The 13,349-nt window shown below is 64.9% G+C and carries 11 protein-coding genes; 7 read left to right on the top strand and 4 right to left on the bottom strand.

Annotated elements, in window-relative coordinates:
• Window positions 1–229: 229 nt before the first annotated feature.
• Window positions 230–457, top strand: coding sequence for a hypothetical protein (locus I6F38_RS31095; protein ID WP_028337614.1), 228 nt, complete (start codon window positions 230–232; stop codon window positions 455–457).
• Window positions 458–514: 57 nt separating this feature from the next.
• Here the strand turns inward: I6F38_RS31095 and I6F38_RS31090 are convergent, their stop codons facing one another.
• Together I6F38_RS31090 and I6F38_RS31085 are read right to left on the bottom strand one after the other, a co-directional pair.
• A complete protein-coding gene (locus I6F38_RS31090) occupies window positions 515–1,471 on the bottom strand; it encodes an amino acid ABC transporter substrate-binding protein (protein ID WP_225163093.1) in 957 nt (318 codons plus the stop codon).
• 12 nt (window positions 1,472–1,483) lie between these two features.
• On the bottom strand, window positions 1,484–2,773 hold the full coding sequence (locus I6F38_RS31085) for a dicarboxylate/amino acid:cation symporter (protein ID WP_225163092.1): 1,290 nt from the start codon (window positions 2,771–2,773) through the stop codon (window positions 1,484–1,486).
• 251 nt (window positions 2,774–3,024) lie between these two features.
• Between I6F38_RS31085 and I6F38_RS31080 the strand changes: the two genes are divergently transcribed.
• Complete coding sequence (locus tag I6F38_RS31080) at window positions 3,025–4,026, top strand: NADP-dependent oxidoreductase (protein ID WP_225163091.1); 1,002 nt, start codon at window positions 3,025–3,027, stop codon at window positions 4,024–4,026.
• 219 nt (window positions 4,027–4,245) lie between these two features.
• Here the strand turns inward: I6F38_RS31080 and I6F38_RS31075 are convergent, their stop codons facing one another.
• A complete protein-coding gene (locus I6F38_RS31075) occupies window positions 4,246–7,413 on the bottom strand; it encodes a multidrug efflux RND transporter permease subunit (protein ID WP_225163090.1) in 3,168 nt (1,055 codons plus the stop codon).
• 12 nt (window positions 7,414–7,425) lie between these two features.
• Entirely contained in the window at window positions 7,426–8,583 is a 1,158-nt protein-coding gene (locus tag I6F38_RS31070) for an efflux RND transporter periplasmic adaptor subunit (protein ID WP_225163089.1), read from the bottom strand.
• A 250-nt stretch (window positions 8,584–8,833) separates the two neighbouring features.
• On the opposite strand from I6F38_RS31070, the gene I6F38_RS31065 reads away from it, so the two are divergent.
• From I6F38_RS31065 to I6F38_RS31045, 5 genes are all read left to right on the top strand, one after another.
• Window positions 8,834–9,619, top strand: coding sequence for a cysteine rich repeat-containing protein (locus I6F38_RS31065; RefSeq protein WP_225163088.1), 786 nt, complete (start codon window positions 8,834–8,836; stop codon window positions 9,617–9,619).
• A 39-nt stretch (window positions 9,620–9,658) separates the two neighbouring features.
• Window positions 9,659–9,880, top strand: coding sequence for a cysteine rich repeat-containing protein (locus I6F38_RS31060; RefSeq protein WP_028336261.1), 222 nt, complete (start codon window positions 9,659–9,661; stop codon window positions 9,878–9,880).
• Between the two features lie 109 nt (window positions 9,881–9,989).
• Window positions 9,990–10,202: a hypothetical protein gene (locus I6F38_RS31055; RefSeq protein ID WP_028341820.1), complete on the top strand. Its 213-nt coding sequence runs from the start codon at window positions 9,990–9,992 to the stop codon at window positions 10,200–10,202.
• Between the two features lie 115 nt (window positions 10,203–10,317).
• The gene (locus I6F38_RS31050; RefSeq protein WP_225163087.1) at window positions 10,318–11,448 is read left to right on the top strand and encodes an FAD-dependent monooxygenase; all 1,131 of its coding nucleotides are present in this window, start codon (window positions 10,318–10,320) and stop codon (window positions 11,446–11,448) included.
• A complete protein-coding gene (locus tag I6F38_RS31045; protein WP_225163116.1) occupies window positions 11,442–13,055 on the top strand; it encodes a benzoate-CoA ligase family protein in 1,614 nt (537 codons plus the stop codon). Before I6F38_RS31050 ends, I6F38_RS31045 begins: the two co-directional genes overlap by 7 nt.
• The last annotated feature ends 294 nt before the right edge of the window (window positions 13,056–13,349 follow it).

Below are 13,349 nucleotides of genomic sequence, written 5' to 3'. Positions count from 1 at the left end.
CGGAGCTATGACGGGAGCGATTCTTGGGCGCGCGGTTTTCCAGGTCATGGTTGTTTTGGCGGCGGTCGGCATCGTTGCCCTCGCATGCATGGCGGTTCGCAGCGGCTGACGCGGAGGCGGCGGTGCAGCCGGCACCGACGTTCCGGCCGTCATTTTGATCGATTCAGCGCCTTGCTCATCCTGCGCAAGGGAGTACGCTTCCGTGCATTGATTGATCCGGAAACAGATTATGCGCAAACTTCTTTTGAGCTTCGTCGCACTTGCGGCGTTCGCCGCCGCCTTCAATCCTCCGGCCGCCAACGCGGTGTTTTGGCGCGGCGTCACGGCCCCGACGAATATCGACATCCACGGCTACCCAATCATCAAGGAGCCGCCTCCGAGCACGTGCCAGTTGATCCACGTGAACGGATACTGGGTCCGGCAGTGCCTGGATTTGTCGCGCCGCTATTGGCGGTGAGCGAAGTCGCGCTGGAATTCAGACCTCTCCCGCGAGGGGAGAGGCCGAAATTCGCGGCTAGTTCGACCCGCCCGGCGAATCGTCGAGCGCCTTGAAGGCCTCTTCGAGCTGCGGTGACAGCGCGACGTTCAGCTTCTCGCCGGTCGGCAGCCGGGCGACGAACCATTTGTTGTAGAGCGGGACGATGTCGCGGTTCGAGGCCAGCCTGCGGAACGCACGCTCGACCACGTCCTTCATCTGCGGCTCGCCCTTGCGGTACATGATGCCGTAGGGATCGTAGGACAGGTAGTCACCGGTGACGCGGAATTTGTCCTGCGACTTGTGCCGCGCGATCAGGCCGTAGAGCAGGATGTCGTCGGTCGCGAACGCATCCGCCTTGCCGTCCACCAGCATCTGGTAGGACTGCTCGTGGTCGGGTGCGGTGACGATGTTGAGGCCGAGCTTTTGCTTGGCGTCGACATTGTGCATCGCCTGCTCGTTGGTGGTGCCCTTGGTCACCACCACCGTCTTGCCCTTGAGGTCGGCGACCTGGGTGACGCCGGAGGCCTTCGGCACCATCAGCTTGGTGCCGGCCACGAACATCAGCGGCGAGAACGCGACCAGCTTGCCGCGCTCGGCATTCGCCGTGGTCGATCCGCATTCGAGGTCGATCTTCTTGTCGACGACCGCCGGAATGCGGTCGTCGGAGGTGACCTTGACGTAGTCGACCTTGAGATTGGCGTCGTCGACCTCGGTCCCGATCTCCTCGACGATCGCATCGCACAGCTCGAGACTGTAGCCGATCGGCCGGTTGGAGTGATCGAGGAACGAGAACGGCAGCGAGCTTTCGCGGTAGCCGATCCGCACCGTGTGCGTGGCCTTGATGTTGGCGAGCGTGGGGCTGAGCCCCTCGCCCGCCGGCTGTGCGTCGGCCGGTCCGGCGAGCAGGCTTGCCGCCAGCAGACACGCTGACAGCAGGCATGTCGACCGTAGCGGCGCCTCAGCCCGTATCGGCCTCCAGCGGGCGCGATGCATGCATGCCTCCCGTCAATGGCCGGCCATCACGGCGCCGGGCACCGCATCCTGCGGCACCGCGTCGTCGGGCCCGAGCTCGTGCTCGGCCTTCAGCTCGCCCTCCCACTTCGCGACCACGGCGGTCGCCAGCGAGTTGCCGATCACGTTGGTGGCGCTGCGGCCCATGTCGAGGAAGGTGTCGATGCCCATGATCATCAGCAGGCCCGCCTCGGGGATGTTGAACTGCGCCAGCGTCGAGGCGATCACCACCAGCGACGCGCGCGGCACGCCGGCGACGCCCTTCGAGGTGATCATCAGCGTCGCCAGCATCGCGAGCTGCGTGCCGACCGACATCTCGATGTGGTAGGTCTGCGCGATGAAGATGCTCGCGAAGGTGCAGTACATCATCGTGCCGTCGAGGTTGAAGGAATAGCCGAGCGGCAGCACGAAGGCCGAGATGCGCGAGGAGGCGCCGAACCTGTTCAGCCCCTCCAGCGTCTTCGGATAGGCCGCCTCCGACGAGGCGGTCGAGAACGCGATCATCAGCGGCTCGCGGATTAGCCGCAAGAGATGGCTGTAGCGTGGCCCGATCACGATGAACCCGACGACGACCAGGATGCCCCACAGGATCAGGAGCGAGAGATAGAAGCCGCCCATGAAGACGATGAGCTTCCAGAGCACGCCGAGGCCGTTCTTCGAGACGGTCGCCATGATCGCGGCCCACACCGCGAGCGGCGCGAACAGCATCACATAGCCGGTGACCTTGAGCATGATGTGCGCGAGGTCGTCGATCAGGTTCATGATCGGCTTGGCCCGTTCAGGCATCGCACCGAGCGCAACCGCGAAGAACACCGCGAACACAACGATCTGCAGAATCTCGTTCTGCGCCATTGCGTCCGCGATCGAGGTCGGGATCAGATGGGTGAGGAATTTTTCGATCGAGAACGCCGACACCGGCAGTCCGGTCGACTGCGCCTTGTCGGGCAGCGTGCCGGGGAAGTTGGCGCCGGGCTGCAGCAGGTTCACCATCACGAGGCCGAGCAGCAGCGAGACGAAGGAGGCGGAGACGAACCAGCCCATGGTCTTGGCGAAGATGCGGCCGAGCTTGGCGCCGCTTCCCATATGGGCGATGCCGCCGACGAGGGTCGCGAAAACCAGCGGCGCGATGATCATCTTGATCAGACGCAGGAACAGCATCGCGATCAGGTTGACGTCTGCTGCGATCTCGGCACGGCTGTCAGGAAAGTAGTTGAAGACAATCGTCCCCATCGCGATGCCAAGGACCATCGCAATCAGGATATACTGCGTAAACCTGCTGGACATTCTCTTACCCCCGTAAGTTCCCGGCGGAGGGCAAGTGTGGCAGATTTACGCAGCTACGCAACACGCTTCGCGTCCAGCGCGACTTTGCCGAAACGTTCCCGTTGTGGAATGCCAGCGCGCGGACTAGCGTTCATGCAGCGCACAATCTGTGCAAGGCGCTGCGCGCGTCGCAGTCAATTGCATGCGAAACGACCAACGCCAAGGGAAGGCAAAGCGAAGGCAAAGCGAAGGCAAAGGGGGAGACACCGCCAATGAACGACACCGTCAATCGCCAGATCTTGCTTGTTGAAAAGCCGACCGGCAAGCTTGGCCCCGAGCATTTTCGTCTGACCACGGGGACGATCCCCACGCCGAAGGACGGCGAGGCGCTGGTGCGGACACGCTACATCTCGCTCGATGCCGCCAACCGCGCCTGGATGCACGGCGCCACTTACCGCGCTGCGGTGGAAGCCAACACCGTGATGGCCGGCGGCAGCATCGCCGAGGTGATCTCGTCGAAGGATTGTAGCCTGAAGCCCGGCGACATCGTGTTCGGCGACACCGGCTGGCAGGATTATGCCGCCGTGCCCGCCAAGCATCTGGCGAAGATGCCGAAGCTCGAGCCGATGACGCATCTGCTCAGCGTCTACGGCGTTGCCGGCCTGACCGCCTATTTCGGCCTGCTCCATGTCGGCAAGCCCAGGGAAGGCGAGACCGTGGTGGTGTCGGCGGCCGCGGGCTCGGTCGGCTCGATCGTCGGCCAGATCGCTGGGATCAAGGGCTGCCGCGTCGTCGGCATCGCCGGCGGCAAGGACAAGTGCCATTGGCTGACCAGCGAGCTCGGCTTCGACGCCGCGGTCGACTACAAGGACGGCGCCACCTACAAGGCGCTGCGCGCGGCGGCGCCCAAGGGCATCGACGTCTATTTCGACAATGTCGGCGGCGACATTCTGGAAGCCTGCCTGGCGCAGATGAACAATCGCGGCCGCATCGCCTGCTGCGGCGCGATCTCGCAATATGACGGCGTCCCCTCCGCGCACGGCCCGCGCGGCGTGCCCGGCCTGATCGTGGTGAAGCGGCTGATCATGCAGGGCTTCATCGTGATGGATTACATGGATCAGCGCGATGCCGCGCTCGCCGACCTGCAGTCCTGGGTCGCCTCGGGCAAACTCAAGGTGCAGGAGGACGTGATCGACGGCATCGAGAACACGCCGCAGGCACTGATCGGCCTGCTCGCCGGCGAAAACCGCGGCAAGCGCATGGTGAAGGTGTAGGCGGGAACGTTTCTCTCTCCCCTCGTCGTCCCGGCGAAAGCCGGGACCCATAACCACAGGGTTGAGTCGTTAGAAAGCTGTGGCCCCAGCGTCGTGCAACAATAACCTTCGGTGGTTATGGGTCCCGGCTTTCGCCGGGACGACATCGAGTATGTTGCGTCATCGAGACATACATTCACGGCCTCTCAGGGGCACACGGACAGGTTTGAATGCGCAGACCTAATGCACCGTGCCCGACGCCTGCGGTGCGGCTTGCGGAGCCGTCTTGCCCTTCTTCGCCTTGCGCCAGTTCTCGAAACTCTGCACCACGACGAAGAACGCCGGCACGAACAGTACGGCGAGGCAGGTCGAGGCGATCATGCCGGAGAACACGGTGATGCCGATCGACTTGCGGGCGTTTGCGCCGGCGCCGGTCGCGATCACCAGCGGCAGCACGCCGAGGATGAAGGCGAACGACGTCATCAGGATCGGCCGGAATCTCGCGCGCGCCGCGTCGATCGCCGCATCCAGCACCGACCGTCCGTCGCGCAGATGACGTTCCAGCGCGACCTCGACGATCAGGATCGCGTTCTTGGCCGACAGCGCGATCAACAGGATGGTGCCAATCTGGGTGTAGAGGTTGTTCTCGATATTCAGGCTCAGCAGCACCAGCGTCGGGCCGAGCAGCGACAGCGGTACGGCGAGGATCACCGAGATCGGCGCGTACCAGCTCTCATATTGCCCGGCGAGCACCAGATAGACCAGGAGCAGCGCCAGCGCGAACACATAGTAGATCTGGCTGCCGACCTCCTTCTCCTGGTACGACATCGCCGTCCACTCGAAGCCCGAGCCGGGCGGCAGCGTCTTTGTCGCTATCTCCTCCATCAACGCCATCGACTGGCCGGACGAGTAACCCTGCGCCGGCAGCCCGATGATGGAGGCGGACGGATAGAGGTTGTAGAGGCTGATCAGCGACGGTCCGATCGAGGGCGTGATCTTGGCGACCGTGCCAAGCGGGATCATGTCGCCGTTGCTGTTGCGCACCATCATGTTCTCGATGTCGCGCAGGCTCAGGCGGTACTGTGCCTCGGCCTGGGTATAGACCTGGAAGGTGCGGCCGAACTTGGTGAACTGGTTGACGTAGCTGGCACCGAGATAGGTCGACAGCGCCGCGAAGATCTGGTCGGGGGTGACGTGCAGGGTCTGCGTCTTGATGCGATCGACGTCGACGTCGAACTGCGGCACCATCGAGCGGAACGACGACTGGACCCGCTGCAGCGCGCTCTGGGTCTGCGCATTGGCCACGATCGCGCCGGTGACCGCCTGCAGCTTGCCGTAGTCGGCATTGCCGTCGCGCAGCTCGACCTGCATGGCAAAGCCGGCGGCGTTGCCGATGCCCTGGATCGGCGGCGGCGGGATCACCAGGATGCGCGCCTCCGGGATCACCGCGAGCTTGTCGTTGAGCCCGTAGACCAGCGAACGCAGATCCTCGCCCGGCCCGCGCGCGCTCCAGTCCTTCAGGATCAGGTAGGCGACGCCGGCATTGGCGAGGCTCGAGGAGTTGTCCAGCGCGGAGATGCCGGCGATGCTGACCACCTGGTCGACGCCGGGGGTCTTGCCGGCGATCCTGGTGACCTCGTCGAGCACGTGCTGGGTGCGGTCGAGGGCCGCGCCGTCGGGCAATTGCACCGCGGCGAGCAGATAGCCCTGGTCCTCGATCGGAATGAATCCGGTCGGCACCCGCGACAGGCCGTAGCCGGCAAGCCCGATGATGACAAGCGCAACGGCGACCGAAGTCTTGGCATGCCCGGCGATGCCGCTGACCAGCCGTGTGTAACCGCGCTCGAGCCGGTCATAGACCGCGTTGAAGCCGCGATAGAAGAAATTGCGCTGCTCGGGCGGCGCGGGAGGACGCAGCCATAGCGCGCACTGTGTCGGCTTCAGCGTCGCGGCGTTGACGGCGCTGAGCAGCGCGGTGGCGGCGATCACCAGCGCGAATTGCGCGTACATCCGCCCGGTCAGCCCGGGCAGGAACGCCGCCGGCAGGAACACCGAGATCAAGACCAGCGTGATGCCGACGATCGGCGCGAACAACTCGTCCATCGCCTTGATCGCGGCGTCGTGGCCCGACATGCCGCGCTCGATATTGTGCGCCGCGCCCTCGACCACGACGATGGCGTCGTCGACCACGATGCCGATCGCCAGCACGATCGCAAACAGCGTTGACAGATTGATGGTGAAGCCGAGCGCGGCCATGGCCGCGAACGCGCCGATGATCGTGACCGGCACGGTGGTCGCCGGCACCAGCATCGCCCGCCAGTCCTGCAGGAAGACCAGGATCACGACCAGCACCAGCAGGCCGGCCTCGAACAGGGTCTTGTAGACCTCCTCGATCGAGGCGTTGACGAATTTGGTGGTGTCGAACGGCGTGTCGTATTTGATGTCTTGCGGGAACTGCCTGGCGAGCTCCGCCATTTTCTTCTCGACGGCCTTCTCGACCTGCAAGGCATTGGCGCCCGGCGACTGGAACACGCCGATGCCGGTCGCGGGCTTCTGGTTCAGCGAGAAGATCTGGCTGTAGGTCTGCGCGCCGAGCTCGACCCAGCCGACGTCGCGGACCCGGGTGACGTCGCCGACATTGCCTGTCTTGACGATGATGTCCTCGAACTGGCTCTTGTCGTCGAGCCGGCCGTTGACGTTCAGCGTGTACTGGAACGCCTGGCCCGCCGGCGTCGGCGGCGCGCCGACCTGGCCGGCGGTGACCTGCTGGCTCTGCTGCTGGATCGCCTGGATGACGTCCTGCGGCACCAGCCCGCGCACCTGCAGCTTGCTCGGGTCGAGCCAGACCCGCATCGAATATTGCCCGGCGCCGAACACCGTGACGTTGCCGACACCCGGAAGGCGCGACAGCTCGTCCCGGATGTTGATGGTGGCGTAGTTCGACAGGAACAGGCTGTCATAGGTCTTGTTCGGCGAGGTCAGCGTCACGAACAGCAGGATCGAGGTCGACCGCTTCTGGACCGTGACGCCCTGGTTCTGCACCGAGGTCGGCAGCTGTGACAGCGCGCTGGAGACACGGTTCTGCACCAGCACCTGCGCGAAATTGAGATCGGTGCCGATCTTGAAGGTCACCGTCAGCGTATAGGTGCCGTCGGCGCCGCTGTAGGACTGCATGTACAGCATGTCCTCGACGCCGTTGACCTGCTGCTCGATCGGCAGCGCCACGGTGTCGACCACCGTCTTGGCCGAGGCGCCGGGATAGCGCGTCGTCACCTGCACCGTCGGCGGCACCACGTCGGGATATTGCGCGACCGCGAGATTGTACAGCGCCACGCCGCCGATCAGGATCATCAGGATCGCGATGACGTTGGAAAGGACCGGGCGCTCGATGAAGAATTTCGAGATCATGGCGCGTGCGTCCTATTTGGCGGCTGTCGGCGCCGCGTCGGCCTTCTGCACCTGCGGATCGACCTTCTGCCCGGGGATCGCGCGCAGCAATCCGGCGGTCACGATGCGGTCATCCGGCTTCAGGCCACTCTCGATGACGCGCAGCCCCTCATCGAGCGGGCCGGTCGTCACCTTGCGCTGCTCGACCACGTTCTCGGCATTGACGACCAGCACGTAGCGGCCGGCCTGGTCGCTACCGATCGCGACGTCGGGCACCAGCAGCGCCTTGTCTTGCTTTTCGAAAGGCACGCGAACGCGGACATAGAAGCCGGGCAGCAAGGTCCGGTCCGGATTTGCGAACACGCCGCGGACCGCGAGCGTGCCGGTCGACTGGTTGAGGGTCGGCGAGATGTAATCAAGCTTGCCCTTGTGCGGATAGCCGGTCTCGGTCTGCAGGCCGACCTCGACCGGCAACTGCCTGAGCTCGTTGACCGACAGACCACGACGGCGCGCTTCATCCCGCACCCGCTGCACGTCCTGTTCGTTGACGTTGAAATTCACATAGATCGGATCGAGCTGCACGATGGTGGCAAGCTGGGTCGGCGACGCCGCGCCGACCAGCTCGCCGACCGAGACCAGGTGATTGCTGACGATGCCGTCGAACGGCGCGGCCACGTTGGTGTAGCCGTAGTTGACCGCCGCGATCCTGGTGTTGACCTGGGCCTGCTGCAGGCTGGCCTGGGCGTTGTCCCGGGTGGAGGTCGAGGTATCAAGCGTCGCCTGCGAGACCGCCTGCCGCTGCACCAGATCGGTCTGCCGCTTGAAGTCGAGTTCGGCCTGCTTCAGCGTCGCCTGCGCGCCGACCTCTGCGGCCTGCGCCTGTTCCAGCTTCAGCTTGTAGGTCTCCGGCTCGATCGTGAACAGCGTGGTCCCCGCCTTCACGAAGGAGCCGTCCTGATAGTTGATCGCCTGCAGGAAGCCCTGCACGCGCGCGACCAGATCGACGGTCTGGATCGGCGCGGTGTTTCCGGTGGCGTCCAGATAACGTGTGATGGCGCGCTGCACCGGCGGCGCAACCTCGACCTTGGGCGGCGGCGGCGCAACAAAACTGTTTTGCTCGCAGGCACTTAAACTGACGAAGGCGGATACGACGAACGCGATGCGCGCAAGCGGTACATTTCGCAGCCGCACAAAACTGCTCCGACCGAAATGTGCCGACGCGAGCGCATGCCTCATGTCCGAGCCTCGATTCAAATGACTAAATTTAAAGATCTCGTGACGGGCAAAAAAATCCGCCTGTTTCATCCATAGCAACAATCCGCTTGCAGCGGAACTCGAAAGCGAAAATGATGCCGCTCGCCGAGGTTGCTACAACAAGACTTTTTCAGAACTCAGTTCAGTTGAGCCGGAGGCATCCGGCGCGACCAGAGGATTTATTCAGATGATCAATGCGTTGACACGAGCAACGAAGCTGTCCGCATGGCTTGCGCTTGCAGCATTCAAGAGCACCGCACCGGCCTTGTCGCAGGCGCCGACCCAAGCGCAGCGCGACGCCATCAAGTCGCAATGCCGCAACGACTACATCGCCCATTGCTCAAGCGTACCGCCGGGCGGCGAAGCCTCACTGCAATGCCTGCAGAAGAACATGGCAAGCCTCGGCGCGGGCTGCGCCAGCGCGGTGAAGGCCGTCGAAGCTCCGGCTGCCGCACCGAAGGGAGACTCCGCGCCCGCGGCGGCCAAGACCGAAGCTACTCCCGCGGCGACGGCCAAGCCCGCCACCGAAGCCGCCGCGCCAAAGGCGGCCGGGACGCCGTCCAACACGCAGATCTCCGCGATCCGCAGCGCATGCCGTTCCGATTATCCCAAGGTTTGCGCGGGCGTGCCGACCGGCGGCGCGGCGGCGCTGCAGTGCCTCGAAAAGAACAAGGGCAAGCTTTCGCCGGCCTGCGAGAAGGCCGTCGCCGCCGCTGGTGGCGGTGCCGCCGCGCCGGCCGCGGGCGCTGCAGCCACGGCGGCCCCGGCGGCTGCCCCAGCCGTGATCGCGTTGCGGCCGCTGCGGCCGCGCGAAGAGCTGTTCGTGCTGCGCTCGGCCTGCGGCGCCGATGTCCGCTCGATCTGTGGCGGCGTCCAGCCGGGCGGCGGGCGGATCGTGCAGTGCCTCGCGACCAATGCCGGCTCGCTGTCGCCGGCGTGCCGCGACGTGCTGGCGCCGTTCACGGCGCGGTGATGCTGTTGTCACGCGACTGACCGGAAAAGGGAGCAAACAATGCTGCGTATCGTCCTGACCGCCGCGCTGCTTTGCGGCGCAACCGCCGTCTACGCCCAGGAGCTGACCACCGCACAACGCGACGCCTGCATGGGCGACTACGAGAAGTTCTGCAAGAGCGTGACGCCCGGCGGCGGCCGCATCATCGCCTGTCTCGCCAAGCAGAGCGACAAGCTGGCGCCCGCCTGCAAGAAGGTGCTGGCGGAAGCGGAAAAGAAATAGCCGCGCAGGCGGTGAGACGACAGGTGCCCGGCGATTTGCCGGGCACGGAACCGTAGCATCTTGTTGTCACCTACGGGCCAATCATGCCTCACCCGGGAGAGGGAATTTCATGCGTTCAATATTGCTGATCGCCGCAGCCCTGCTGTCCTTTGCCGCGACCATGACCTTTGAGTCCTCCGACGCCAACGCGGTCGTTTGCGCGCGCGGCGTCTATCGCGCCGGCTGCGCCGGTCCCAACGGCGCGGTCGTCGCCCGCAAACCCGTCGCCGCCGGCTGCCGCTGGGTGTGGGTCGGCGGGGTCAAGGTCCGCCGCTGCTATTGAAACTTTCAGCCCCACGCGGCTAGTCGCTGCGCGCATTTTCCCTCTGGCGTTCCCGCCGGAGGGCGATTAGTCTGGACCCAAATTGTAAGTACACTGTCAATCTGGGAGGCAGACGTTGCGGATCGCCGTGATCGGCGGAGGGCCCGGCGGGCTCTATTTCGCCTATCTCTGGAAGAAGCGTCATCCCGACGCCGAGATCGACCTGTTCGAGCAGAACGCGGCCGGCGCCACCTGGGGCTTCGGCGTGGTGTTCTCCGAACAGGCGCTGGACTTCCTGCGCGCCGACGACCCCGAGACGGTCGACGCCATCGCCCCGCGGATGGAGAGCTGGAAGAACATCACCCTCAATCTGCGCGGCGGGAGCGTCGAGATCGACGGCGTCGGGTTCTCCTCGATCGGCCGGCTGGCGCTGCTGACGGTCCTGCAGGAGCGCGTCCGCAGCACGGGTGTCACGCCGCGCTTCGACACCGTGGTGCAGTCGGTCGACCAGCTCAGGGATTACGACCTGATCGTCGCCGCCGACGGGCTGAACTCGATGGTCCGCCGCGGCTTCGAGGCCGCCTTCGGCGCCTCGGTCTCGCATTCCACCAACAAATTCGCCTGGTACGGCACCACCAAAACCTTCGCGACGCTGTCGCAGACTTTCGTGGCAACCGAGCGCGGCAGCTTCAACGCCCATCACTATCGCTATGCGAAGGACATGAGCACCTTCCTGGTCGAGTGCGATGCGGCGACCTGGGCGGCCTACGGCTTCGCCGACAAGAGCATCGAGCAGTCGCAGGCGATCTGCGAAGACGTATTCGCCGCGACGCTGGACGGCCACCGGCTGATCTCGAACAAGTCGGTGTGGCGCAATTTCCCGTGGATCTGGAACGAGCGCTGGTCGCACGGCAACATGGTGCTGATCGGCGACGCGCTGCATTCGGCGCATTTCTCGATCGGCTCCGGGACGCGGCTTGCGATCGAGGATGCGATTGCGCTGACCAAGGCGCTGGAGACCGAGAGCGACATTGGCGCCGCGCTTGCCCGCTACGAGAGCGAGCGCAAGCCGATCGTGAAGAAGCTCGTCACCGCGGCGCGGACCAGCGCCGACTGGTATGAGCATTTTCCCGCGCACATGACGCTCGACCTGATGGATTTCGCCTACAGCTACATCACCCGCTCCGGCCGGATCGACGACGCGCGACTGCGCGCGATGTCGCCCGTCTTCATGGCCCGCTACGCAGCCGCAAAGGGACAATCATGACCGGGATCGCCGACCACGTTCCGCTGGACAATCCCGGTGCGCGCGAGATCGGCTTTACGATCCCCGAGCGCTACAATGCGAGCCGCATCCTGTTCGACAATCTCGGTAACGGGAATGCCGAGCGCCTGGCGCTGACCGGCCCGGCCGGCACGCGGACCTATCGCGAGCTCTGCACTGAGGCCGCACGCTGGGGCCACGCCTTCCGGTCGCTCGGGCTGCAGCGCGGCGACCGCGTCCTGCTGTTCCTCGACGACACCCCGGCCTATCCGGCGGCATTCTTCGGCGCGGTGCGCGCCGGCTTCGTGCCGCTCTTGATCAACACGCTGACCACGCCCGAGCTGCTGCAATTCTACCTGTCCGACGCCGGCGCGCAGGTCGCGGTCACCGATGCGGAATTCTGTGCGCGCTTCAACGTGGAAGCCTGCAAGGACACGCCGCTGCGTACGCTGGTGGTGGTCAACGGCGCCGCCGGTGATCATGCGGCTGCCGAAACGCGCGAGGCCAGCGACTGGCTGCAAGGATTTCCGATCGAGCTCGACGCGGCCGACACCCACCGCAACGAGATGGCGTTCTGGATGTATTCGTCGGGGTCGACCGGCCGTCCCAAGGGCATCGTGCATCTGCAGCACGACATGGCCTATAGCGAGCGCGCCTTTGCCCGCAACGTGCTGAAACTCGAGCCCGGCGACATCTGCTTCTCGGTGCCCAAGATCTTCTTCGCCTATGGTTTCGGCAATTCGATCACGTTTCCATTTTCCGTCGGCGCCGCGACGCTGCTGCTGCCGGGCCAGCCGAAACCGGCCGCGATCTTCGCGGCGATCGGGCAATATCGCCCGACCGTGTTCTTCGGCTTGCCGACGCTCTACATCTCGCTGACCAAGGCCGAAGGCGCCGAGCAAACCGATTTCTCCTCGCTGCGGATGGCGGTCTCGGCCGCCGAAGTGCTGTCAGCCGACGTCTTCAACGGCTGGAAGCGGCTCACCGGGCTCGAGATCATCGAAGGCCTCGGCTCGACCGAAGTGCTGCACGTCTATCTCAGCAACCGCGCGGAGCAAAAGAAGCTCGGCGCCGCCGGCCTGCGCGTGCCCGGCTACGAGATCATGCTGCGCGACAGCGACGGCCGCGAGGTCGGCGACAATGAGGAAGGCATCCTGTGGGTGCGCGGCGATTCCGCGACCCCGCTGTACTGGAACCGGCCGGACAAGACCGCCGAGACCGTGCACGAGGACGGCTGGATCTACACCGGCGACCGCTTCATGCGCGACAGCGACGGCTTCCACTTCTTCCGCGGCCGCGCCGACGATCTGATCAAGATCTCCGGCCAGTGGGTCTATCCGCTGGAGGTCGAGCTCTGCCTCGCCGATCACCCCGACGTCCGCGAATGCGCCGTCTACGCCGCCGAATTGCCTGACCGGCGCATGACGCTGCGCGCCGTGGTGGTCATGAACAAGGCCGGCTTCGACACGGCCGAAGCGACGCGGCGGCTGCAGGACTACGTCAAGACAAAATTGTTGCCGTACAAATACCCGCGCGAGGTCAAATTCATCGACGAACTGCCGAAGACCGGCACCGGCAAGATCGACCGGCAGGCGGTGATGCGGATGTGAGAGCGCCAGACTGCGCAACACTGCCGCCAAACATTCGATGTCGTCCCGGCGAAGGCCCCATAACCACAAATATTTGCGGCGCGAAGGCTGGGGCCCCAGCCTGCCATCACAACAGCCTTCGGTGGTTATAGGTCCCGGATCGCGCTTCGCTTGTCCGGGACGACGAGCATTAGCTGCCCGCCATCCAGCCACACATTCAGTGTCGTCCCGGCGAAGGCCGGGACCCATAACCACAAATATTTGTGGCGCAAAGGCTGGGGCCCCAGCCTGCCATCACAACAGCCTTCGGTGGTT

This window comes from Bradyrhizobium sp. BRP56, assembly GCF_020194035.1.
In the GTDB taxonomy this organism is placed as follows: Bacteria; Pseudomonadota; Alphaproteobacteria; order Rhizobiales; family Xanthobacteraceae; genus Bradyrhizobium; species Bradyrhizobium australafricanum.
The sequence above is the reverse complement of the archived record's forward strand: the minus strand, read 5'-3'. Positions and strand labels throughout refer to the sequence as shown.